This is a genomic window from Terrabacter koreensis (assembly GCF_054783315.1).
On the sequence record NZ_BAAGQU010000002.1, the window covers coordinates 136,154 to 160,244 of the forward strand.

At 71.2% G+C, this 24,091-nt stretch carries 19 protein-coding genes and 1 other RNA gene; 13 read left to right on the plus strand and 7 right to left on the minus strand.

From position 1 onward, the window contains the following. Positions 1–27: 27 nt before the first annotated feature. The 3 genes from ACYVNR_RS01000 to ACYVNR_RS01010 all read left to right on the plus strand — a co-directional run bounded on the left by ACYVNR_RS01000 (position 28) and on the right by ACYVNR_RS01010 (position 4,161). Positions 28–1,533 (plus strand): peptidoglycan DD-metalloendopeptidase family protein, encoded by a 1,506-nt coding sequence (locus tag ACYVNR_RS01000; RefSeq protein ID WP_461045947.1) that lies wholly within the window; start codon positions 28–30, stop codon positions 1,531–1,533. A 123-nt stretch (positions 1,534–1,656) separates the two neighbouring features. Next, complete coding sequence (gene smpB, locus ACYVNR_RS01005) at positions 1,657–2,130, plus strand: SsrA-binding protein SmpB (protein ID WP_461045949.1); 474 nt, start codon at positions 1,657–1,659, stop codon at positions 2,128–2,130. A 72-nt stretch (positions 2,131–2,202) separates the two neighbouring features. Further along, positions 2,203–4,161 (plus strand): DUF2207 domain-containing protein, encoded by a 1,959-nt coding sequence (locus ACYVNR_RS01010; protein ID WP_461045951.1) that lies wholly within the window; start codon positions 2,203–2,205, stop codon positions 4,159–4,161. A 337-nt stretch (positions 4,162–4,498) separates the two neighbouring features. Here ACYVNR_RS01010 and ACYVNR_RS01015 read toward each other — a convergent pair whose 3' ends face one another. Further along, the gene (locus ACYVNR_RS01015) at positions 4,499–5,110 is read right to left on the minus strand and encodes a hypothetical protein (protein ID WP_461045953.1); all 612 of its coding nucleotides are present in this window, start codon (positions 5,108–5,110) and stop codon (positions 4,499–4,501) included. 96 nt (positions 5,111–5,206) lie between these two features. Continuing rightward, on the minus strand, positions 5,207–8,581 hold the full coding sequence (locus tag ACYVNR_RS01020; RefSeq protein WP_461045955.1) for a pyruvate carboxylase: 3,375 nt from the start codon (positions 8,579–8,581) through the stop codon (positions 5,207–5,209). A 205-nt stretch (positions 8,582–8,786) separates the two neighbouring features. On the opposite strand from ACYVNR_RS01020, the gene ssrA reads away from it, so the two are divergent. Further along, positions 8,787–9,153: a transfer-messenger RNA gene (gene ssrA / locus ACYVNR_RS01025) on the plus strand. 44 nt (positions 9,154–9,197) lie between these two features. On the opposite strand, the gene ACYVNR_RS01030 is transcribed toward ssrA, so the two are convergent. The 3 genes from ACYVNR_RS01030 to ACYVNR_RS01040 all read right to left on the minus strand — a co-directional run bounded on the left by ACYVNR_RS01030 (position 9,198) and on the right by ACYVNR_RS01040 (position 10,812). Further along, positions 9,198–9,569: a DUF4333 domain-containing protein gene (locus ACYVNR_RS01030; protein WP_461045957.1), complete on the minus strand. Its 372-nt coding sequence runs from the start codon at positions 9,567–9,569 to the stop codon at positions 9,198–9,200. A gap of 168 nt (positions 9,570–9,737) precedes the next feature. Next, positions 9,738–10,121: a thioredoxin gene (gene trxA, locus ACYVNR_RS01035; protein WP_045192139.1), complete on the minus strand. Its 384-nt coding sequence runs from the start codon at positions 10,119–10,121 to the stop codon at positions 9,738–9,740. A gap of 61 nt (positions 10,122–10,182) precedes the next feature. Beyond that, the gene (locus tag ACYVNR_RS01040; protein ID WP_461045959.1) at positions 10,183–10,812 is read right to left on the minus strand and encodes an SIMPL domain-containing protein; all 630 of its coding nucleotides are present in this window, start codon (positions 10,810–10,812) and stop codon (positions 10,183–10,185) included. A gap of 70 nt (positions 10,813–10,882) precedes the next feature. Between ACYVNR_RS01040 and ACYVNR_RS01045 the strand changes: the two genes are divergently transcribed. From ACYVNR_RS01045 to ACYVNR_RS01080, 8 genes are all read left to right on the plus strand, one after another. Beyond that, positions 10,883–11,245, plus strand: coding sequence for a VanZ family protein (locus ACYVNR_RS01045; protein WP_461045961.1), 363 nt, complete (start codon positions 10,883–10,885; stop codon positions 11,243–11,245). 292 nt (positions 11,246–11,537) lie between these two features. After that, the gene (locus ACYVNR_RS01050; protein ID WP_461045963.1) at positions 11,538–13,829 is read left to right on the plus strand and encodes a DEAD/DEAH box helicase; all 2,292 of its coding nucleotides are present in this window, start codon (positions 11,538–11,540) and stop codon (positions 13,827–13,829) included. A 29-nt stretch (positions 13,830–13,858) separates the two neighbouring features. Continuing rightward, positions 13,859–14,419 carry a YqgE/AlgH family protein gene (locus ACYVNR_RS01055; RefSeq protein ID WP_045190283.1) on the plus strand — a complete coding sequence of 187 codons (561 nt, stop codon included), beginning with the start codon at positions 13,859–13,861 and terminating at the stop codon, positions 14,417–14,419. 1 nt (position 14,420) lies between these two features. Beyond that, entirely contained in the window at positions 14,421–15,284 is an 864-nt protein-coding gene (locus tag ACYVNR_RS01060) for a glutamate racemase (protein WP_461045965.1), read from the plus strand. Further along, positions 15,281–15,577: a DUF3039 domain-containing protein gene (locus ACYVNR_RS01065; RefSeq protein ID WP_461045967.1), complete on the plus strand. Its 297-nt coding sequence runs from the start codon at positions 15,281–15,283 to the stop codon at positions 15,575–15,577. Before ACYVNR_RS01060 ends, ACYVNR_RS01065 begins: the two co-directional genes overlap by 4 nt. A gap of 143 nt (positions 15,578–15,720) precedes the next feature. Then, complete coding sequence (locus ACYVNR_RS01070) at positions 15,721–16,683, plus strand: zinc metalloprotease (protein WP_458802248.1); 963 nt, start codon at positions 15,721–15,723, stop codon at positions 16,681–16,683. 139 nt (positions 16,684–16,822) lie between these two features. After that, on the plus strand, positions 16,823–18,583 hold the full coding sequence (locus tag ACYVNR_RS01075) for a DEAD/DEAH box helicase (RefSeq protein ID WP_461045969.1): 1,761 nt from the start codon (positions 16,823–16,825) through the stop codon (positions 18,581–18,583). Between the two features lie 171 nt (positions 18,584–18,754). Then, entirely contained in the window at positions 18,755–20,638 is a 1,884-nt protein-coding gene (locus tag ACYVNR_RS01080) for a bifunctional metallophosphatase/5'-nucleotidase (RefSeq protein WP_461045971.1), read from the plus strand. 141 nt (positions 20,639–20,779) lie between these two features. Here ACYVNR_RS01080 and ACYVNR_RS01085 read toward each other — a convergent pair whose 3' ends face one another. After that, entirely contained in the window at positions 20,780–22,105 is a 1,326-nt protein-coding gene (locus tag ACYVNR_RS01085) for an alpha-amylase family glycosyl hydrolase (protein WP_461045973.1), read from the minus strand. Next, positions 22,102–22,626 (minus strand): Lrp/AsnC family transcriptional regulator, encoded by a 525-nt coding sequence (locus tag ACYVNR_RS01090; protein WP_461045975.1) that lies wholly within the window; start codon positions 22,624–22,626, stop codon positions 22,102–22,104. Before ACYVNR_RS01090 ends, ACYVNR_RS01085 begins: the two co-directional genes overlap by 4 nt. A 107-nt stretch (positions 22,627–22,733) precedes the next feature. Here ACYVNR_RS01090 and hppD point away from each other — a divergent pair, with 107 nt between their 5' ends. Then, entirely contained in the window at positions 22,734–23,978 is a 1,245-nt protein-coding gene (gene hppD, locus ACYVNR_RS01095; RefSeq protein WP_461045977.1) for a 4-hydroxyphenylpyruvate dioxygenase, read from the plus strand. Positions 23,979–24,091: the final 113 nt, after the last annotated feature.

The following is a 24,091-nucleotide window of genomic DNA, read 5'->3' on the forward strand; positions in this document are numbered from 1 at the left end:
GTGGTACCAATGACACGTATGTGGCTCATGAGGCGTGATTCCCATCGCAGGCCCGCGACCGCTCTGACGGCCGCTGGCCTCGTCGTCGCGTGCACCGTCTCGGTCGGCACCGGCCTCGCCGCACGCGCCGACTCGGTCTCGGACCAGAAGAAGCGCAACGACAAGCGGATCGCCGCGCTCGGGCAGCAGCTCGAGGGCACCAACGCCGCCCTAGCGCGGGCCTACGTCAACCTCGAGCGCACCAACGCCGCCCTCCCGATCGCCCAGCAGCGGGTCGCCTCCGCCCAGGCCACCCAGGCACGTGCGCAGGCCGCGCAGGTGGCGGCCGAGGCCACCGAGGCACGCGCCATCGCCGCCGAGGCCAGTGCGCGCGCCCACAACGAGGAGGTGGCCCAGAAGCTCGCGGTCGCCCAGGCCAACGAGCAGCGCGCCAAGGAGCGCCTCGCCAAGAGCGCGACCGACCTCGTCTCCAGCCAGGACGCCCTCGACTCCTACGCGGCCGAGGTCTTCCAGGGCTCGAGCCAGGAGTCCCAGCTCGGCATGGTCTTCGGCTCGACGTCGCCGCAGGACTTCGCCGACCGCCTCGTGATGGCCGACACCGCCAGCGCCGTCGCGAGCGACACCATCGACAAGCTCGCCGCCATGACGGCCGACAACACCTCGACCCGCTCGTACCTCACGTCGGTGCGCGGCGAGATCGCCGAGCTCAAGCGCCAGGCCGAGGCAGCCCTGCGCAGCGCGGAGGCTGCCGCCGCCGCCGCGACCGACGCCAAGAACCAGGCGATCGTCGCCAAGAACAACGCCATCACCGCCGCCCAGAACGCGGCCGCGGCCAAGACCCAGCTCGACCAGCTCAAGTCGAAGCAGTCCACCTACGCCGCCGACCTCGCGGTGCAGCGCAAGAGCGAGGCGGCCGAGCTGTCCGCAGCCCGCGCCGAGTCCGCGCGCCTGCAGGCCATCCTCGTCGAGCGCGCCCGCAAGGCCCGCATCGCCGAGCAGAAGCGGCTGGCCAAGCTGCGCGCCGAGCGGGCCGCGAAGATCCGAGCCGAGCGAGCCAAGGCTGCGGCCGCGAAGAAGCGCGGGCAGGTCTACGTGCCCAAGACGCCGCCGCCCGTGCAGAACACCGACAACACGCCGTCGAACTACCTGACCTACCCGGCCAACGGCCCGACGACCTCCGGCTTCGGCATGCGCTGGCACCCGGTGCTGCAGAAGTGGATGCTCCACGACGGCCTCGACTGGGGGATCGCCTGCGGCACCCCGGTGTATGCCGCCGCGCCGGGTGAGGTCATCCGCGCCGGCTGGCGTGCGAGCGGGTGGGGCAACCAGGTCCTCATCGACCACGGCATCCACCGGGGCGTCGACCTCGTCACGAGCTACAACCACCTGTCGAGCATCGTGAAGTTCGGCGGCAGCGTGCAGCGTGGCCAGCTCATCGGCTACTCGGGCACCACCGGCTACTCGACCGGCTGCCACCTGCACTTCGGCACCTACGAGGACGGCACCCCGGTCAACCCCCGCCGCTGGCTCTGACCGCTCGCGTCAGGCCCGGCGAAACCCGCTCTGAGAAGAGCAGCCCTTCGGGGTAGCGTTGGTGCGCCCACCGCGCCCCGCGGCGGAGCAGAACCGCGCAGCCCCAGTCGGAAGGACGGTCCGGTGCCCAAGGAGAAGGAGCGGTCGCTCGTCGCGAGCAACCGCAAGGCCCGACACGACTACCTCATCGACGACACCTTCGAGGCCGGCATCGTGCTGTCCGGCACCGAGGTCAAGGCGCTGCGCATGGGGCGCGCCTCGCTCGTCGACGGCTTCGCGATGTTCACCGGTGACGAGCTCTACCTGGAGAACGTCCACATCCCCGAGTACCTCAACGGCACGTGGAACAACCACGCCCCGCGCCGCAAGCGCAAGCTGCTCCTGCACCGCGCCGAGCTCGAGAAGATCGCGCAGAAGACGCGCGAGAGCGGCCGCACCATCGTGCCGCTCTCGCTGTACTTCAAGGACGGCCGTGCCAAGGTCGAGATCGCGATCGCGACCGGCAAGAAGGAGTACGACAAGCGGCACGCCCTGCGCGAGCGGCAGGACCGTCGCGAGGCCGACCGCGCCATGAGCGCGGCCAACCGGCGTCGCTGACCCGCCCGGAACCTCACGCACCCGCGCAGCGTCCGGTGTCAGGATGCAGGGACGACGACTGGAGGGACCCTGATGATCGGATCGAGCGTGCGGCGCGGCAGGCGCCTCGGCGTGCTGGCCGTGCTCCTCGCGGCCGCGGTGCTGCTGGCCGGTCCGGGGGTCGCCGCGCACGCTGCCACCGACGAGGGGATGGACTCCTACGCCGCCGTCTACGACCTCCAGCCCGACGGGAGCATGAAGGTCACCGAGACGATCACGTGGCGCTTCCCGAGTGGTGCCGAGAAGCACGGCATCTTCCGCAACATCGTCGTGCGGATGGGCTGGAACGACGAGGAGGACCGCTACCGCTACTTCGACCTCACCGACGTCGACGTCTCGAGCCCGAGCGGCGCCCCCGACGCCTTCCGCGTGAGCGACAACGGGGCCTCCAAGGAGATCCGCATCGGGTCGGCCGACGAGTTCACGAGCGGCACCCAGGTCTACGAGATCCACTACACGCTGCACGACGTGCTGAACCCCATCACCGCCGACGGCCGGCCGGCCACGGGCACGGCCCCGGCCGACACCATCGAGCTCTACTACAACGTCTTCGGCGCCAACGAGATGACCGAGCGCGACCGGGTGTCGCTCACCGTCAACGCCCCGGCCGGGTCGACGAGGGTCGCCTGCTACCAGGGCGTCACGCGCTCCGACACCCCGTGCCAGGCCACGTCCGGCGAACCGGCGAGGTTCTCGGCGCAGGGCCTCACGTCGGGTGAGGCCATGTCCGTCCTCGCGTCCTACCCGGCGTCGGCCTTCGGCGACGTACGGCCCGACGTGCGGCAGGGCAGCTCGGGCTCGTCGGTCGGGTCGGCCGCGGCGCCCGCCGCCAACGCCGCCGCCTGGCTCGGTGGCATCGGCGCCCCCGTGCTGGCGCTGGCCGTCATGGGCACCCTCGTGTGGACCCGTGGCCGAGACGAGCGCTACGCCGACGTCACCCCGGGCCTGTCGCCGTCCTTCGGCACCGGGGCCGCCGGCGACGGCACACCGGCCGCCCCCACCGTGCGCGGCGGGTCCACCACGGTGGCCGTGCAGTTCCAGCCGCCGAGGGGCGTGCAGCCCGGCATGGTCGGCACCATTCTCGACGAGACCGCCAACCCCATCGACGTCTCCGCGACGCTCATCGACCTCGCCGTGCGCGGCTTCCTCCGCATCGAGGAGAACGACTCCGGCGGCATGTTCAGCCGCACCGACTGGACGCTCACCCGGCTCACGCCGCCGGCCGCCGAGCGACTGCTGCCCTACGAGCGCCAGCTGCTCGACGGCGTCTTCTCCAGCCGCGGCGACACGGTCCGTCTGTCCGAGCTGAAGAACACGTTCGCCAGCACCCTCAAGCGCATCCAGTCCGAGATGTACCAGGAAGTCGTCACCCGCGGCTGGTTCCGGTCCTCGCCGCAGACGCAGCGCGGCGTCTGGCAGGGCCTCGGACTCGTCCTCGCGGTGCTCGGCGGCCTTGTCCTCTTCTACGGTCGTCCCGCCCTCAGCGCCCTCCTCGGCGGTGGCTTCACCGGCGGCATCGCGCTCGGGATCGGCCTCGTGCTGTCGGGCCTCATCGTCTGGTTCCTCGGCGGCCGCATGGCCGCCAAGACGGCCGAGGGGTCGGCCGTGCTCGCGCAGTCGCTGGGCTTCAAGGAGTACCTCACGACCGCCGAGGCGGGGCAGATCGAGTTCGAGGAGGCGAGCAACATCTTCAGCCGCTACCTCCCGTATGCCGTCGTGTTCGGTGTGGCCGACCGGTGGGCCAAGACGTTCGCAGACGTCGCGAAGGCGGCCGAGGCCGCGAACCAGCCCCTCATCATGCCGACCTGGTACGTCTGGAGCGGCAACGCGTTCCCCGACTTCACGAGCATCGCCGACGGGGTCGACTCGTTCTCCACGACCTCCACGGGCACGTTCACGTCGACGCCGGGATCGTCCGGCTCGTCAGGCTTCTCCGGCGGTGGCGGCTTCTCCGGCGGCGGTGGTGGCGGCTCGTCGTCCGGCTCCTGGTAGCTCGGTCCGAGCAGAGGCTCCCCGGCGGCCCGCACGTCCTGACGCGAGGGCGAGCAGCGCGCCGATGCCCGCCACGACGCCGCAGAGGGGCCAGATCAGTCTCGGCTGTGCGGCGTACACGATCCCGCCGAGCGGCGGCCACCCCGACCCCGAGCCGGGTGAAGCCGAAGACGACGAAGCCGGCGGCCACGAGCACGTAGCCCGTGGCGATGAACGGGAGCGCGGCGCGACCGCGTCGTACGCGCCACGCTCTTCCCGATCCCCGACGTCACGGGTTCGGTCGGCGACGCCATCGAGATTGTCCGTGCCCTCCGGCACGAGGGCGACGGCGATGCCGCTAGCGCACGCGGCTCAGCCGGCCGGTCCTGCCTTCCCCGAGCTCGGTGCGGTAGGCCAGCACGTCGTCGCCGAGGACGAACAGCTCCCCGTCCCCACGGGGCACGCACTCGGGCGCGCTGCCGGGCGCGTACGACGGGATCGCGAACTCGAAGACGGGCCCGTCGCTGACGTGCAGGAGCTGGAGGGTGCCGACGCACGCCGGGACGGCGGTCGACAGGGTGCCGCAGTCCGCACCCTCGCTGCACGAGTCCGTGACGACGAGGGTCATCGGGGTGCGCTGGTCGCCCAGCCGCGCCACGCCGGTCCAGGTGCCCGTCAGCTGCTCGAGCGCAGCGGCCCTGGGTGGCGGCACCGGCGCGGGCGCGGGGGTCAGGAGAGCGTCATCGGCCTCGACCCCTGGCCTCGAGATGGTGCCGGCCCCCGACGTCGACACGACGGCGGCGACGTCCCGGCCGGTGGCCGGAGGCGGCAGCAGGCGGGTCAGCACGTTCACCCCGCCCGTGATGGCGAGCGCGCACATGGCCATGACGAGCGCCCATCCGGCCGCGCTGAGTCCGCGTCCGCGGCCCGAGCCGGCCGCGGGCCTTCTCGGCTCCTGAAGACCGATCATCACGCACCTGCCCAGACGTCCCGACCGTTCGAGCGTACCCACGCCCGGACGGCCCCCACAGGAGAACGCCGGGTATACCCGCCCTGGAGATCCGGCTCAGCCGATGACGACCAGCAGATCGCCCCCTTCGACCTGCTGGTGCGTGCCGATCGCCAGACGCGAGACCGTGCCGCCGGTGGGGCTGGTGATGTTCGCCTCCATCTTCATCGCCTCGATGGTGGCCACGACGCCTCCCGGTTCGACGGTGTCGCCCTCGGCGACGGCGAGCGTGACGACCCCGGCGAACGGCGCCGCCACCTGGCCCTTCGCACCGGGGTCGGCCTTCTCGGCCGACTTCACGTCGGCCTCGACCGACCGGTCGCGCACCTGGATGGGGCGGAACTGACCGTTGAGGGTGCACATGACGGTGCGCATGCCCTTGGAGTCGGCCTCACCGACCGACTGCACGCCGATGAGCAGCCGCTTGCCCTGCTCGATCTCGACCTCGTACTCCTCGCCCTGCTCGAGGCCGTGGAGGAACAGGGCGGTGCCGAGCACGGAGAGGTCGCCGTAGGACTCGCGCGAACGCTCGAACTCCGACGTCGGTCCGGGGAAGAGCAGCTGGTTGAGGGTGCGTCGCGGCGTCTCGGCGAGCGCGACCTCCTGCTCGGGTGTCAGCTCCGTCAGGCGCGGCCTCGACCGGCGCCCGGCCAGGGCCTTGGTGCGGAACGGCTCGGGCCAGCCTCCGGGCGGGTCGCCCAGCTCGCCGTTGAGGAAGCCGATGACCGAGTCGGGGATGTCGAAACGCTGGGGGTCGTCCTCGAAGTCCTTCGGGTCGGCCCCGGCGCCCACGAGGGCGAGGGCGAGGTCGCCGACGACCTTCGAGCTGGGCGTCACCTTGACGATGTTGCCGAGGATCCGGTTCGCGGCGGCATACATGTCCTCGACGGCCTCGAAGCGGTCGCCGAGCCCCAGCGCGATGGCCTGCTGGCGCAGGTTGCTCAGCTGCCCGCCGGGGATCTCGTGGAAGTACACGCGGCCGGTGGGGGAGTCGAGACCCGACTCGAACGGTTTGTAGACGTGGCGCACCGCCTCCCAGTAGGGCTCGAGCGCGAAGACGTGCTCGATGTCGAGCCCGGTGGGCCGTGCGGTGTCGTCGGTGGCCGCGACGAGGGCCGAGAGCGACGGCTGGCTGGTCGTGCCGGCCATGGTGGCCGTCGCGGCGTCGACCGCGTCGACCCCGGCCTCGATGGCGGCGAGCAGCGTGCCGACCTGGCCGCCGGCGGTGTCGTGGGTGTGCAGGTGCACCGGCAGGTCGAACCGCTCGCGCAGGGCGGCGACCAGGCGGGCGGCCGCCGGGGCGCGCAGCAGCCCGGCCATGTCCTTGATGGCGAGCACGTGGGCGCCGGTGTCGACGATCTGCTCGGCGAGGCGAAGGTAGTAGTCGAGCGTGTAGAGCCGCTCTCCCGGCGACATGAGGTTGCCGGTGTAGCAGAGCGCGACCTCGGCGACGGCCGTGCCGGTGCCGAGCACCGCCTCGACGGCCGGCCGCATCTGCGACACGTCGTTGAGGGAGTCGAAGATGCGGAAGATGTCGAGCCCGGTCGCCGCCGCCTCGCGCACGAAGGCGTCGGTGACGGCCGTCGGGTAGGGCGTGTAGCCGACCGTGTTGCGCCCGCGCAGCAGCATCTGAAGGGGGATGTTGGGCATCGCCTCGCGCAGCGCCGCAAGGCGTTCCCACGGGTCCTCGGCAAGGAAGCGCAGGGCGACGTCGTAGGTGGCTCCGCCCCAGGCCTCCATCGACAGCAGCTGTGGCGTCAGGTGCGCGACGTGCCGGGCGACGTGGAGCAGGTCGCGGGTGCGCATGCGCGTCGCGAGCAGCGACTGGTGGGCGTCGCGGAAGGTCGTGTCGGTGACCGCCACGTCGTTCGCCTCGCGCAGCGCCCGGGCGAAGGCCTCCGGGCCGTCGGCGATGAGCCGGTCGCGCGAACCGGGCGGAAGCGGTGCGTCGGGAAGCTGGGGGAGCTTGTGCCGCGGTCGGATCCGCGTCGTGACGGGACCGTTCGGCTGGTTCACCGTGACGTCCGCGAGGTAGGTCAGCAGCTTGGTGGCGCGGTCGGCGCCGACGCGCGCGGCCAGCAGCTCGGGGCGCTGGTCGATGAACGACGTCGTGGCCAGCCCCTGCTGGAACACCGGGTCGCCGAGCACCGCCTCGAGGAAGGGGATGTTCGTCGAGACGCCGCGGATGCGGAACTCCGCCAGCGCACGCTGGGCGCGTCGCACGGCGATGGGGAACGTCATGCCGCGGCAGGTGAGCTTGACGAGCATCGAGTCGAAGTGCGCGCTGACCTCCGCCCCGACGAAGACGGTGCCGCCGTCGAGGCGCACGCCGCTGCCGCCGGCCGAGCGGTAGACGGTGATGGTGCCGGCGTCGGGACGGAAACCGTTGGCGGGGTCCTCGGTCGTGATGCGGCACTGCAGCGCGAACCCCTTGGTGCGGATGTCGTCCTGCCGCAGCCCCAGCGTCTCGAAGGTCTCGCCCGACGCGATCTGCATCTGGGTGACGACGAGGTCGATGTCGGTCACCTCTTCGGTGACGGTGTGCTCGACCTGGATGCGGGGGTTCATCTCGATGAAGACGTAGCGGCCGTCCTCACCGAGGAGGAACTCCACGGTGCCGGCGTTGACGTAGCCGATGGAGCGTGCGAAGGCGACGGCGTCGGCGCACATCCTCTCGCGGATGGCGGGGTCGAGGTTGGGCGCCGGAGCGATCTCGACGACCTTCTGGTGCCGCCGCTGGAGCGAGCAGTCGCGCTCGTAGAGGTGCACGGTCTCGCCGGTGCCGTCGGCGAGCACCTGGACCTCGATGTGGCGTGGGTTGACGACCGCTTCCTCGAGGTAGAGCGTGGGGTCGCCGAACGCCGACTCGGCCTCGCGCTGGGCGGCCTCCAAGGCGTCGCGCAGCGTCTCCCGGCCCTCGACGCGCCGCATGCCGCGGCCACCGCCGCCGCTCACGGCCTTGACGAAGACGGGGAAGCCGATCTCGTCGGCCGACCGCTCGAGCGCGTCGAGGTCGGTGCCCGGCTCGGAGCCGCGCAGGGTGGGCAGCCCCGCCTCGCGGGCGGCCGCGATGGCACGCGCCTTGTTGCCGGTCAGGTGCAGCACCGAGGCGGGCGGCCCGATGAAGGTGATGCCTGCGGCGTCGCAGGCCTCCGCGAGCAGCGGGTTCTCCGAGAGGAACCCGTAGCCGGGGTAGATGGCGTCGGCGCCGGCCTCGACCGCCTTGGCGACGATCGCCTCGTGGTCGAGGTACGCGCGGACCGGGTGCCCCTCCTCGCCGATCTGGTAGGCCTCGTCGGCCTTGAGCCGGTGCTCGCTCTTGCGGTCCTCGTACGGGAAGACTGCGACCGTGCGGGCGCCGAGCTCGGTCGCGGCCCGGAAGGCCCGGACGGCGATCTCGCCTCGGTTGGCGACGAGAACCTTGCGGAACATCGGACCTCCAGGGTCGGGCGGCTCGGTGGTCCACGACGACCACGCCCCGCAGCCTAGTGGCGGGTGCGAACGGCCGAACCCGGTCGACCACGGGTCGGAGGCGGGAATGGCTTGGACCCGTCGAGCGTTCCTCCTGCATACTGTGGTCTCCACTCCGGTGGAGCAGCAGGTTGAGAACTGAACAGCGTGACGTGGACACCCCCATGGGGGTGATCGGTTTCGACGGTGGTCGACACATCAGGGGAAGCGGGTCGAGGATGCAGGGTTATCTCGTTAACGCTCCTTGCAAAACAATAGGTGCCAATTCCAAGCGCACCGACTTCGCCCTCGCCGCCTGAGCGAGCCCCGAAGTCTGTCAGCCTGAGCTAGTTTCCGACTCAGTGCCTGGCATCAGCTAGGAAACTTGCTGCGCAGTCATGTTGGGGGGCTGTGCGGGACTCTTACTCAACTGGGCCTGTCAGGGGACGTGTGCGTGCGAGCCCTGGGGCCGAGAAAAGCCGTAGCGCACTGCACCCGGAGAAGTCCTGGTCTCTCGTCATCGGACGCGGGTTCAATTCCCGCCACCTCCACCACCTCGTGGTGGCCACGTCACGCTGTTCCTCAGCCCGCGCGTCCGTCACGCGACGCGCTTGAGCTCGTAGTGACCGTCGGCCTTGGTGAACGTCGCCCGCACCGTCACCTTCTTGCCGTTGAGCGTCAGGTGGCAGTCCGTGTGCGTGCCCACCTTGAGGTTCGGGAAGTTCGCGCACGTGACGCCCGAGACCGTGTCGGACGGCGAGCTCGCCCTGGCGCGTGCCACGATCCGAGCGGCGAGGGTCTTGCCGCTCGTCGCCGGGTTGAAGACGAGGACCGACGGCGCGGCCGTGACCGTCTTCGTCACCGTCGGCGTCGCTGCGGGCGAGCCCTGCGAGCAGGCGCCGAGCGCCAGAGCGCTCGCCGCCGCGACCACGACGGCGAGCCTCGCCTCGTCGTGCGTCCGATCACGCATCAGTGCCTCCCCGCGCCGTCCTGCCGTGCGCCCCCCGCGCGGCGTGGGTCAAGTATCACGGGGTCGTCGCCGGTGCACAGCCGAAACGGCGGAGTACGTGACGAGGGCGCCCCGGCGGTCGGGGCGCCCTCTTGCGTATGCCGTGTGCCGGCGGATGGCCGTCGGGACTCAGGCCTGCTCGGGCGCCGCGGCCTCGGCGGCCATCTGCTGCTTGATCGGAGCCATGTCGAGGGCCTTGACCTGCTCGATGACGTCCTGCAGCGCCGACTGGGGGAGTGCTCCCGGCTGGGCGAAGACGAGCACGCCCTCCTTGAAGGCCATCAGGGTCGGGATCGAGGTGATGTTGGCGGCCTGGGCGAGCGACTGCTCGGCCTCGGTGTCGACCTTGCCGAAGACGATGCCCTCGTTGTCGCCGCTCTGCGAGGCGGCGTCGTAGACCGGGGCGAACTGGCGACACGGGCCGCACCAGGACGCCCAGAAGTCGACCAGCACGATGTCGTTGTCGAGGACGGTCTTCTCGAAGGACTGCGCGGTCAGGTCAGTGGTAGCCATGTCTCTCCCAACGGACGAGCAGTGGTGGGTATTCCGTGCGGTGGCCGTGCTCGCAGCAGGCTCAGACGAGCTCCCAGGTCACGGTGACGCTCGCCACGAGCTCGAGGTCGCCGCCCTCGACTGGCATGCCGCCGTCGGAGGCGGCCGCGACGGCCATGAACTTCGCCTCGCGCCTGCCGACTGGCATCGCTCCGCCCTCGGCCACCCCGAGCACCGCGCCGAGCTCGGCACCCGACAGGCCGGCATACTGCTGTGCCTTGTCGCGCGCGTCCGCGAAGGCGCCGTCACGCGCCTTGCGGAGCCCGCCGGAGCGGTCGGACACGTCGAGGCGCACGGAGTCGACGAGCAGCGCGTTGCAGACGGCCGCGGCGGCGGCCTCGAGGATCTCGCCGACCGCCTCGAGGCGACGCACGGTGACCGCGAGCCGCTGCTGGGCCGTGAAGCCGACGGCCGTGCCGGTGTTGTCCCAGCGCTGGTTGACCCCCGCGTCGAGCGTGCGGATGTCGGCGTCGGCGACCCCGCGGTCGCGCACGACGGCGCCGACCTTGCGGATGCCCTCTGTGGCCCCTGCGAGCGCCGCGGCGACGTCGTCGGCGTCGTGACCCACCCGCAGGTCGAGCCGAACGACATCGGGGGAGACCGAGGCCCGCCCGCTGCCGTTGACGGTCACCGTGCGCTTGAGCTTGCCCATGCGTGTCCTCTCGTCGGCCGGCCCGGGGCGGCACGTGGCCCTCGTCGCAACCTACCTAGACTCCGTGACCATGACGACCCCTCCGTCCTCCCGGCGCTCCCGCGTGCTCGTCGCGCTCGCCGTGGCAGCCGTCGTCGTCCAGCTCGCGGTCCTCTACTGGCCCGTCGTGACGGTCGAGGGGCCGGTCAGCTGGACCGACAAGGTGGTCCACCTGCTCGTCTTCGCCGTGCCCACGTATGCCGTCGGGCGCGCCCTCGGGTCGGTGCGGGCCGCGGTCGTCGCCTTCGCGCTGCACGCCCCGGTCAGCGAGCTGGTGCAGCACTTCCTGCTGCCCGGCCGCTCCGGTGACGTGTGGGACGCGGTGGTCGACCTCGTGGGGGTCGGCCTCGGCGCCGCGGTGCTCGTGGTCGGGACGCGTCTGCGTCGCTGGTAGACTGGACGGCATCCGACTCCGAGGTTTCCTCGGATCACGACGGAAGAGATGGCGCCGGGGATGCCCGGCGGGCAGGCTCGTCCGACGAGGTGACACCCCTTCCGGAAGATCGCGCAGACGGCGCGGCCCGGCACCGACGCGGAGCGGATCCGAACACCGGACGGCACAGATGCCGGGGACCGGTACACATGGGGCGCAGACAGTTCTGCGCCTGAGGCTCGTCTGCATGGTCGTGGTGTGACTCACGGCTCGAGGCGAAGTCTGCATCGAGTCGAAGAGAGTTGAATACGCAATGCCCAAGCACACCCCCTCCGGCGCGCCCAAGAAGGCCCGCTGGTCCACCGAGAAGAAGGCCGCCGCGGCCAAGAAGCCGCACCGCGGTCAGGCCGGCAAGGGCGGACCCAAGTCCGGTTCCTTCTCCGGTCCCAAGAGCTCCCGCCCGGCCTCGTCGAGCAGCTCGCACGTCGGTGGCCGCGAGTGGCGCGCCCCCCGCGACGAGCACCGCTCGTACGACCGCCGTGACGACCGCGGTGACCGCGGCTTCCAGCGTCGCGATGACCGTCCGTCATTCGACCGTCGTGACGACCGCGGTGACCGCGGCTTCCAGCGTCGTGACGACCGCGGTGACCGCGGCTTCCAGCGTCGCGATGACCGTCCGTCGTTCGACCGCCGCGACGACCGCGGTGACCGTGGCTTCCAGCGCCGCGACGACCGTCCGTCGTTCGACCGCCGCGACGACCGCGGTGACCGCGGCTTCCAGCGCCGCGACGACCGTCCGTCGTTCGACCGCCGTGACGACCGCGGTGACCGTGGCTTCCAGCGCCGCGACGACCGACCGTCGTTCGACCGTCGTGACGACCGCGGTGACCGCCGTTCGTTCGACCGCCGCGACGACCGCGGTGACCGCGGCTTCCAGCGCCGCGACGACCGTCCGTCGTTCGACCGTCCTCGCGCCGAGCGTGACGACCGTGGCGGCGAGCGTCGCTCCTTCGACCGGCCGAAGTTCGACCGTCCGAGGTTCGACCGCGACAGCCGGGGCGACCGCCGGTCGTTCGACCGCCCAAGGTTCGACCGTGACGCCGAGCGCGCGCCGGTGAGCTTCGAGGACGCCGAGGCCGAGCGCATGGACGCCGACAACTGGACCAAGGCCACCCGCGCCGACATCTCCGACGGCCCCGTCGACGTCGCGGCCGACAACGGCTTCGCCGCCCTCGGCCTGCCCGAGCGCGTCGTCGAGCGCCTCGCCCGCGAGGGCATCACCGCGCCGTTCCCGATCCAGGCGGCCACGATCCCCGACGCGCTCGCCGGCAAGGACGTCCTCGGCCGTGGCCAGACCGGCTCCGGCAAGACGCTCGCCTTCGGACTCCCCGTCATCGCGCGCCTGCTCGAGGCCCAGGCCCCGCGCAACCCGCGCCGGCCGCACGCCCTGATCCTCACGCCGACCCGCGAGCTCGCGATGCAGATCTCCGACGCGCTCGAGCCGCTCGTGCACGTCGTCGGCCTGCGCCACAAGCTCGTCGCCGGTGGTCTCAGCTACACGACGCAGATCAACGCCCTCAACAAGGGCGTCGACATCCTCATCGCCACGCCCGGCCGTCTCAACGACCTGCTCGAGCGTGGGGCCGTCGAGATGGACGACATCGCGATCACGGTGCTCGACGAGGCCGACCACATGGCCGAGATGGGCTTCATGGCCGAGATCACGACGACGCTCGACAAGATCCCGTCCGACGGGCAGCGACTGCTGTTCTCGGCGACGCTCGACCGCGGCATCGACGACCTCGTCGCGAAGTACCTGAACGAGCCGGTGGTCCACTCGACCGACGACGCCACCGCCTCGGTCGAGACGATGGAGCACCACGTGCTCCTCATCGACCCGCAGCACAAGAAGGTCATCACGGCCGAGGTCGCCAACCGCGAGGGCCGCACCGTCGTCTTCTGCCGCACCAAGCTCGGCGCCGACCGCATCGCGCTGCAGCTGCGCGAGCAGGGCGTCATGGCCGCCGCGCTGCACGGCGGGCTCAACCAGGGCCAGCGCAACCGCGTCCTCGGCGCGTTCCGTGACGGCACCCTCCCGGTGCTCGTCGCGACCGACGTCGCCGCCCGCGGCATCCACGTCGACGACGTCTCGGTCGTGCTGCAGGTCGACCCGCCGGCCGACCACAAGGACTACCTGCACCGCTCGGGCCGCACCGCTCGCGCCGGCGACAAGGGCACCGTCGTGACCCTCGCCCTGCCGCACCAGCGCAAGACGATGGAGCGCCAGCTCAAGGAGGCCGGGCTCGAGATCGCGCCCGTCCGGGCCACGCCCGGCGACGCGATCATCGCCGCCACCGGTGCTACGACCCCGAGTGGTGTCGCCATCGCCGAGGACGAGTTCCAGCGCCTCATCTCCGGCCCGAAGCAGCACCGGCGTGGTCCGGCCGGCGCCCGCGGTCCGCGGCAGGGCTCGCGCGGCGGCTTCCGCCCGCACCACGGTGGCGCTCGTGACGACCGTCGTGGCCGCCGGGGCGACCGCGGCGACGGTCTCGTCTCCCGCTGGGGCGACGACGAGCGCGGCGGTCGACGGGGCGCTCGCTTCTGAGTGGTCGCCGGTGTGGAAGGCTGTGCTCCGTGAGCTCGACGTTCCACACCGGCCGCCTGCTCGTGGCGACACCGTCCGTCGAGGGTGACGTCTTCCACCGGTCCGTCATCCTCATGCTGCACCACGACGACGGCGGGGCCCAGGGAGTCGTGCTCAACAAGCCGCTGTCGGCCGAGGTCGACTCGGTGCTGCCGGGCTGGCAGCGCGTCGTCACCGCGCCGCACGTGCTCTTCCAGGGCGGCCCTGTGTCGACGTCGTCGGCCCTGGGGCTCGTCACGGTCCCGGGGGACGAGCCCGAGCCGCTCGGCGTGAAGCGCCTCTTCGGCTCCATCGGGCTCGTCGACCTCGACGTGCCGACCCCGGTCGTCGAGGCCGAGCTCGCCGGCCTGCGGATCTTCGCCGGCTACTCCGGCTGGGAGTCCGGCCAGCTCGAGAACGAGATCGCACGCGGCGACTGGTACGTCGTCGACGCCGAGGTGCGAGACGCGTTCACGTCCCAGCCCGGCAGCCTCTGGCGCGACGTGCTGCGGCGCCAGCGTGACAGCCTCGCCTACGTGGCGAGCTTCCCCGACGACCCGTCGATGAACTGACGTGGACGTCGTCACCGGCACGGTGCCGCCCGCAGAGCCGCGACCCGGGCCCCGCGCGTCGACCAGGCGAGTTGCCTTCGTCGACAGCGGGCTCGGGCTCCTGGGGTACGCCGACGCGCTGCACTCGCTGCGCCCCGACCTCGGGCTCGTGCTCTCGCTCGACCCCGACAACATGCCCTACGGCCCGCGCACGCCCGACGACGTGCAGCGGCTCATCCTCGCGTCCGCGCGGGCGACCCTGCCGTACGCCCCCGACGCGATCGTCGTCGCCTGCAACACGGCCTCGGTGCACGGTCTCGACGCCCTGCGCGCCGAGCTCGAGCCGGACGTCCCGGTCATCGGCACCGTTCCTGCCATCCGGCCGGCGGCGGCAGCCGGGGGACCTGTCGCGGTCTGGGCCACGGCCGCCACGACGGCGAGCGACTACCTGCGCGGGCTCATCGACGCGTTCGCCGCCGACGTCGGGACGTATGCCGTGGCGGCGCTGGGCCTGGCCGAGGCCATCGAGGGCGGCGACCCGCGGCTGGTCGACGAGTGCATCGCGTATGCCGCCTCGCAGACACCCGCCGGAGTGCGTTCCCTCGTGCTGGGCTGCACGCACTACGGGCTCGTCGTCGACCGCATCGTCGCCGCCCTCGGCGAGGGTGTCGTCGTGCACGACTCGCCGGTGGCCGTCGCCCGCCAGACCCTCCGCCGCATCGGCCTCGAGCCCGACCGCGACACGGCAGATCCGGGGGGCGGAAGGGGTGTCGAGGCCGTGCTGCTGAGCGGCAGGCCCGGTCCCGCGCCGTCGTCGTGGCGGGCCTACCCGGCGGGGGAGCGACTCCTGGGGAGCGCGGCAGGGCGGCATACACTCTCGTCATGAGCACGATGCCTCCCGACCCCTTCGAGCCGGAGCCGCTGCGCGGCACGAGCACGGCGACGATCGAGCGCGAGGAGGTCCGTGAGGAGCTCCAGGAGCCCGGCGACCACGAGCGCTTCTCGCACTACGTGCGCAAGGAGAAGATCCTCGAGAGCGCCCTGTCGGGAGAGCCGGTCGTCGCGCTCTGCGGCAAGATCTGGGTGCCGAACCGCGACCCGCAGAAGTTCCCCGTCTGCCCCGTCTGCAAGGAGATCTACGACGGCCTGCGCGACCCGCAGGACGGCGGCGACGCCTGACCCGACCGACGCAGGGGACGGGTCGCTGGGCGATTCCTTACGGCTTCTTTACGTTCGGTGGCTCCGCGGCAGACGTTCGCGTACCTATCGTCGCTGGGGTCGGCACCCGATCGGGAGCCGTGTCGGACGAGAAAGGTCTCCCCATGAAGCTTCGCTCCCTGGTCCTTGCGGCACCCCTCGCGCTGGCCACCCTGTCCCTGGGTTCGCCGGCCCAGGCGGTTCCCGTGGCCGACGGCCACGCCAAGGCGGCGTGCGTCGACCCCGCGGCGGTCGGTGCTCGTGGCACGCACGGCACGGCCAAGGACCCGCACGAGCTCTCCGACGCCCAGGTGCGCGCCAACGAGGCCGCCCTGACGCAGGCCCTCGCGGCCAAGGGGCTGACCCGCGACTCCTCGGGCAAGCTCGCCAAGGCGACGGGGACGAACGGCAAGCCGGGCTCCGGTGCCGCCTTCGTCGCCGCGAACGTCAAGGTCTACTGGCACACCATCACCAACGGCTCGCAGGGAGCGGTGAGCGCCAGCAAGATCAGCAGCCAGATCAGCGTGCTCAACAACGCCTACGCGGGCACCGGGCTCAGCTTCACGCTCGCCGGCAGCGACTCCACGAGCAACGCCTCCTGGTACACCGTGACCCCCGGGTCGTCGGCCGAGCGCAGCATGAAGACGGCGCTGCGCAAGGGCACGATGGCCGACCTCAACCTCTACTCCGCCAACATCGGCCAGGGCCTGCTCGGGTGGGCGACCTTCCCGAAGAACAGCTACGACGTGATGGACGGTGTCGTCGTGCTCACCGGCTCGCTGCCCGGCGGCACCGCGACGAACTACAACCAGGGCGACACCGCCACCCACGAGGTCGGCCACTGGGCCGGGCTCTACCACACGTTCCAGGGCGGCTGTAACGGCAACGGCGACTACGTCTCCGACACCCCGGCCGAGGCGAGCCCCGCCTACCAGTGCCCGACCGGTCGCGACACCTGCACGAGCCCCGGCCTCGACCCCATCAAGAACTTCATGGACTACACGTACGACTCGTGCATGAACACGTTCACCGCCGGTCAGGTCTCGCGCATGCAGGCCCAGTGGACGGCCTACCGCGCCGGCAAGTGACCCGACGCGCAGGCTGCTGACCTGCGAAAACCTCTCTGCGGCATACGAACTCGGATGCCATACCAAACCGGTCGAGGCCCCGCCAACTTGGCGGGGCCTCGGCATGTCGCGGGGGCCGACCGGATACCGTGGGCGGCCTATGAGTTCAGGGGCCGCCTTCCACCTCCCACCCGCCTTCCCGGAGCGGGCAGCGTGGGGTACCGCCAGCAAGCTGCGTGCCTGGCAGCAGGAGGCGCTCGACCTCTACCTGTCGAAGGCGCCGCGCGACTTCCTCGCGGTCGCGACCCCCGGTGCCGGCAAGACGACCTACGCGCTGCGGGTGGCGACCGAGCTGCTGAGCGCGGGCGTCGTGCACCGGGTCACGGTCGTCGCGCCCACCGAGCACCTGAAGACGCAGTGGGCCGACGCCGCCGCCCGGGTCGGCATCAGCCTCGACCCGAAGTTCAGCAACTCGATCGGCCGGCACTCCGACGACTACCACGGGGTCGCCGTCACCTACGCGCAGGTGGCCTCGCGACCCTCGCTGCACCGTGAGCTGACGACCACCCGCCCGACGCTCGTGATCCTCGACGAGGTGCACCACGGCGGCGACAGCAAGAGCTGGGGCGACGGCATACGCGAGGCCTTCGAGCCGGCCACCCGCCGCCTCAGCCTCACGGGCACGCCGTTCCGGTCCGACACGTCACCGATCCCGTTCGTCACCTACGAGCTCGACGCCGAGGGCACGCTCGTCAGCTCGAGCGACTACACCTACGGCTACGCCGAGGCCCTGCGCGACGGCGTCGTGCGTCCGGTCCTCTTCATGGCCTACGGCGGCAGCATGCGCTGGCGCACGAAGGCCGGCGACGAGCTCGAGGCTCGCCTCGGCGAGCCGATGACGAAGGACTTCGTCGCCCACGCCTGGCGCACCGCGCTCGACCCGAAGGGGGAGTGGATCCCGGCGGTGCTCGCCGCCGCCGACCGGCGCCTCGCCGAGGTGCGCCGCCACGTCGAGGACGCCGGTGGCCTCGTCATCGCCTCCAACCAGACGCAGGCGAGGGCGTATGCCGCCATCCTCCGTGAGCTGACGGGCGAGGCTCCCACCGTCGTCCTCTCCGACGACCTCGGCGCGAGCAAGCGCATCGAGGACTTCGGCGCGAGCGACGAGCGGTGGATGGTCGCCGTGCGCATGGTCTCGGAGGGCGTCGACGTGCCGCGTCTCGCCGTCGGCGTCTACGCGACGTCGACGTCGACCCCGCTCTTCTTCGCGCAGGCCGTCGGCCGCTTCGTGCGCGCCCGCAAGCGGGGCGAGACCGCCTCGGTGTTCCTCCCGTCGGTGCCGGTCGTCCTCGACCACGCCGCGCGGCTCGAGGAGCAGCGCGACCACGCGCTCGACCGCAAGCCCAACCCCGACGACGTGGGCCAGATGTGGGCCGAGGAGCAGGCCCTCATCGACGACGCGAACCGCGCCGAGAAGGCGAGCGGTGCGCTCGACGAGGGCGCCTTCGAGGCGCTCGAGTCCGACGCCCACTTCGACCACGTGCTCTTCGACAAGCAGCAGTGGGGCATGCACGCGCAGGTCGGCTCCACCGACGAGGAGGAGTACCTCGGGCTGCCCGGGCTGCTCGAGCCCGACCAGGTGTCGGCCCTGCTGCGCGAGCGCCAGAGCCGACAGGTGAAGAAGGCCCCGCAGGGGGCCCAGGCGCCGACGCCGGTGGCCGCGCACCGGGCCCTCGCCGCGCAGCGCAAGGAGCTCAACAAGCTCGTCTCGACCTACGCCCGGCAGAAGGGCCTGCCGCATGCCAACGTGCACATGGACCTGCGGCGCGTCTGCGGGGGACCCGACCTCGCGGCGGCGACGTCCGAGCAGGTCGGCGAGCGCATCGACAAGATCCGCCTCTGGCTCGTCGGGCGCCGCTGAGCCGTTCCCGGGCCCCGTCGGCCGGTCCGCCGGTGTTCACGAATCGGTGGCATCTTGTCCGCCTTCGTCCCGGTCTGGGCGGCTAGGGTCGTGCGGGCGCCTCGGCGCGCCCCGCTGGAGACCACCGGCACCCTGACCCCGCGACCACCCTCGCGCCCCCCGAAGGACGACATGAGCACCGACCCCACCCCCTGCACCCCTGCCTCCACGGCTGCCGGCCACCCGGACCGCGCCCCCGGCTTCCTCGCCTCCGCCGCCACGCGGCGCCAGCTGCTCTCGCTGGCTGCCGTCGGCGGCGTCGGGCTCGCCTCGGTGCGTGCCGCGGCACCGGCCACCGCCGCCACCGGGCCCGCCACCAACGGCGAGACCGTACGCCTGACCGTGCTCGGCACCACCGACCTGCACGGCAACGTCTTCAACTGGGACTACTTCAACAACCGCGAGTACGACGACAAGACGCACAACGACATCGGCCTCGCCAAGGCCTCCTCGGTCATCAAGATGCGCCGCGCCGACCTCGGCGCCGCGTCGTGCCTCACCCTCGACGCCGGCGACACCATCCAGGGCACGCCTCTCGCGTACTACTACGCCAAGATCGACCCGATCACGGGCGGCTCGACCCACCCCATGGCCGCCGCCATGAACGCGGTCGGCTACGACGCCGCGGCCCTCGGCAACCACGAGTTCAACTACGGCATCGACACGCTGCGCGCCTTCGAGAAGCAGCTGGACTTCCCCCTCCTGTCGGCCAACACCGTCGACTGGGACACCGGCTCACCGGCCTTCAAGCCGTGGGTCATCAAGACCGTCAAGATCGCCGACCAGAAGCCGATCCGGGTCGGCATCCTCGGCCTCGTCACGCCGGGCGTCGCGATCTGGGACAAGGCCAACGTCGAGGGCCGGCTGAAGTTCCCCGGCATCGTCGAGCAGGCTCGCATCATGGTGCCGCGCCTCAAGGCCGCCGGCGCCGACGTCGTGATCGTCTCGGCCCACTCGGGCACCAACGGCCTGTCGTCGTGGGGCGACGCGCTGCCCTACGTCGAGAACGCCAGCCGGATCCTCGCCGAGGAGGTGCCGGGCATCGACGCGATCCTCGTCGGGCACTCGCACGTCGAGGTCGTCGACAAGGTCACCAACAAGCAGACCGGCAAGAAGGTGCTGCTCTGCGAGCCGCTCTACTGGGGCATGCGCGTCGCCGAGATGACCCTCAGCCTGCAGAAGGTGCGCGGTCAGTGGCAGGTGGTCGACAGCGCCGGACAGCTGTGGAACGCCAACGCCGTGCCCGAGGACCCCGCGGTCACCGGTGCCGTGCGGGCAGCGCACGAGAAGGTCCTCGGCTACGTCAACGGCGTCATCGGCACGTGCACCGAGGCGATGTCCGCGGCGACCTCCCGCTACGAGGACACCGCCGCCATCGACTTCATCAACTACGTCCAGGCGGGTGCCGTCAAGGCGGCCCTGGCGGGCACGCCCGAGGCCGTCCTGCCGGTGCTGTCGATCGCCGCGCCGTTCAACGCCCTCGCCGCGATCCCCGCGGGTGACGTGACCATCCGCGACGTCGCAGGCCTCTACATCTACGACAACACCCTGCTCGGCATCGTGCTGACCGGCGCCCAGGTCAAGGACTACCTCGAGAAGAGCGCCGGCTACTTCAAGCAGGTCTCGGGCACCGGACCGTTCACGGCCGACCAGGTGACCCGCGCGAACAACACGCCCGACTACAACTACGACATCATGGGCGGGCTCGACGCCGACCTCACCTACGACATCGACATCGCCAAGGCGGCGGGGTCACGCATCGCGAACCTCGCGTACGCCGGCGCCCCCGTCCTGCCGGACGCGCGGTTCGTCATCGCGATCAACAACTACCGCCAGTCCGGTGGTGGTGGCTTCCCGCACGTGACGACGGCTCCCGTCGTCTACAACCGCCAGATCGAGATCCGGCAGCTGCTCATCGACTGGGCGACGGCGCACAAGGTCATCGACCCGAAGACGTTCTCCAGCATGGACTGGAAGCTCGTCAGCAACGGCAGCCCGGTGACCGTCACCGGCTGAGGCCACGGGGACAGAGGGCGTACCCGCCGGGACAGGGGAGCACCGACGGGTACGCACCTCCATCCTCGCGGATCGACCCCTCCCGCGTCAGCGGTTTCGGCGCGTTTCGGCCCAGAATTCGCGCGGGTCGATCGGGCGGACTCAGGCGCCGACGAGCACCTGGTAGCCCCAGGCCGGGAGCGTGTACGACTGACCCACCGCGAGCTCGAGGGTCTCGCCGGTGAAGGCGTCACGCCACGACCCGGTCTGGGGGCCGTCACCGAGCACCACCGTCTGCTCCTCGCCGCTGAAGTTGAACGCGCCGAGGACACGGTCGTCGCCCACGGCCCGGACGAAGCTGAGCACCGCGGCCTCGGCCGAGTTCGGCACCCGCACCATCCGCCCACCGGCGGCGCCGTTCCACAGGGCCGGGTGCTGCTTCTTCAGTGCGAAGAGCCGGCGGTAGAGCTCTCCCTGCTCGTCCTCGCGCCACTCGATCTCGTCCTTGTCGAAGAAGACCAGCCTCCTGTCGCTGCCGGCCTCCTGGCCGTTGTAGACGAGCGGCATGCCCTCGCTGACGACGGACAGCACGATCGCGGGCTCGAGCGCGTCGCCGAACTGCTCGTACTCCGTGCCCTCCCACGCGTTCTTGTCGTGGTTGCTGACGAAGAGCATGCGGTAGGCGTCGCGCTGGTAGAAGCGGTCGTTCCACGCGTAGTACACCTTGAGCGCCTCGACGTCGGCCTTGCCGTGCGCGATCTTGTGAAGGGTGTCGTTCCAGCTCCACGCGTACGTCATGTCGAAGGCGCGCACGTGGAGGTCGCGCGACTCCCACTCGGCGAGCATGAAGACCGGCTTGATCGCGTCGAGCTCGCGACGCACGTTGTCCCAGAAGTCGACGGGCACGAATCCGGCCACGTCGCAACGGAACCCGTCGACGTCGACCTCGCGCACCCAGTACGCCATCGCCTCGGTCATGTAGCGACGCAGGTCCTCGTTGCCGTAGTCGAGGTCGATGATGTCGTCCCAGTCCCACCACGGGGTGGGACGGAAGTCGCCCTTCCAGTCACGGGCGTACCAGTCGGGGTGCTCGGTGACGAGCGGGTTGTCCCACGCGGTGTGGTTGGCGACCCAGTCGAGGATGACGTGCAGCCCGAGGTCGTGCGCGGTCGCGACGAAGTGGCGCAGGTCCTCGAGCGTGCCGAACTCCGGGTTGACCGCGAGGTAGTCCTTGACGGCGTACGGGCTGCCGAGCACTCCCTTGCGGTTCTGCTCGCCGATCGGGTGCACCGGCATCAGCCAGACGATGTCGATGCCCAGGTCACGCAGTCGTGGCAGGTGGGCCTCCGCGGCCCGGAAGGTGCCCTCGGGCGTGAAGTGACGCTGGTTGATCTGGTAGATCGTCGCACTCCTGGCCCACTCGGGGTGGGTCAGCTCGACGTCGGCTCTCGGGGCGTAGGGGTTGGCGCTCACGGGTTCGGCGGTCACGGGTGCGGCTCTCCTTGGGCGAGGTCGAGCAGGTGCTCGACGAGGGGGACGGTGCGGTGGTCGAGTCGGGTGGCGAGCGAGATGACGGTCGAGGCGCGGGTGACGTGCGCGTCGTCGACGACCTGGTCGATGACGCGCTGCAGGTCCGCGTTGTCGCGCCCGACGATGCGGATCAGCACGTCTCCCGAGCCGGTGATGGTGTGCGCCTCGAGCACCTCCGGGATCGCGGCGAGGTGCTCGACGACGGGGGAGTGGCCGCCGCGGCCCTGACGGATCTCGAGGGTGCAGAACGCGGTCACGGGGTAGCCGAGCGCCGCCGGGTCGACGTCGGGGGCCATGGAGCGCAGCACGCCGGTGCGCTGGAGGCGGTCGATACGGGCCTGGACGGTGCCACGGGCCACGCCCAGCCGGCGTGACGCGCCGAGCACGCCGACGCCCGGCTCGGTGAGCAGGAGCAGCAGGATGCGGCAGTCGAGGGCGTCGACGGCGGTGCGAGCACCCAGCCCAGCGGTCGCGGTCATGAGCAAAGTGTCCAGCACAAGCCGGCATACGGGCAACACTTTGTGCACTGTGTCCAGACTTCACGGGTTCTGTTGCACAGTGGTTGGGTCTGGTCCACCCTCGCTCCATGACTGACACGATGCCGTCTCAGGCCGCCGACCTCACCGACGACCGTACCCAGCAGGAGCGCGAGGCCGACCTCGACCTCGAGCAGCTCAAGCAGCTCGTGGGCCTCGTCGAGTACGACGAGAACACCGACGTCTTCCCCGTCACCGGATGGGACGCGATCGTGTTCGTCGCGGGCAACGCCACCCAGAGCGCGCACTACTACCAGAGCGCGTGGGGCATGGACCTCGTCGCCTACTCCGGTCCCGAGAACGGCAACCGCGACCACAAGGCCTTCGTCCTGCGCAGCGGCTCCATCCGCTTCGTCGTCAAGGGCGCGGTCGACCCCGACAGCCCGCTCGCCGACCACCACCGCCGCCACGGAGACGGCGTCGTCGACATCGCCCTCGAGGTGCCCGATGTCGACAAGTGCGTCGCCCAGGCCCGCAGCGCCGGCGCGACGGTGCTCGAGGGGCCCACGAACCACACCGACGAGCACGGCACCGTGCGCACCGCAGCCATCGCCACCTACGGCGAGACGCGCCACACGCTCGTGCAGCGCACGGTCGACGGCCAGACGTATGCCGGCCCGTACCTTCCCGGCTACGTGCCGGCGAGCTCCACCCACGTCAAGCGCGAGGGCCAGCCCAAGCGGCTCTTCCAGGCGCTCGACCACATCGTCGGCAACGTCGAGCTCGGCCACATGGACGAGTGGGTCTCCTTCTACAACCGCGTCATGGGCTTCGTGAACATGGCCGAGTTCATCGGCGACGACATCGCGACCGACTACTCCGCCCTCATGAGCAAGGTCGTGGCCAACGGCAACCACCGCGTGAAGTTCCCGCTCAACGAGCCGGCCATCGCGAAGAAGAAGAGCCAGATCGACGAGTACCTCGAGTTCTACCGCGGTGCCGGCGCCCAGCACCTCGCCGTGGCGACCAACGACATCCTCGCCTCGGTCGACGCCCTGCGCGACAACGGGGTCGAGTTCCTCGAGACCCCCGACAGCTACTACGAGGACCCCGAGCTGCGCGCCCGCATCGGCAACGTCCGGGTGCCGATCGAGGAGCTGCAGAAGCGCAAGATCCTCGTCGACCGTGACGAGGACGGCTACCTGCTCCAGATCTTCACCAAGCCGCTCGGCGACCGGCCGACGGTGTTCTTCGAGCTCATCGAGCGGCACGGCTCGCTCGGCTTCGGCAAGGGCAACTTCAAGGCGCTCTTCGAGGCGATCGAGCGCGAGCAGGACAAGCGCGGCAACCTCTGAGGCCGACGCCCGACGCACCGCCCTGACCCGCCGGGCAGGATGCCGCCCCCACGTCCGTCGACGGACGTGGGGGCGGATCCTTCTTCCCGGTCCCACGCGAGGGGGGGGCGACC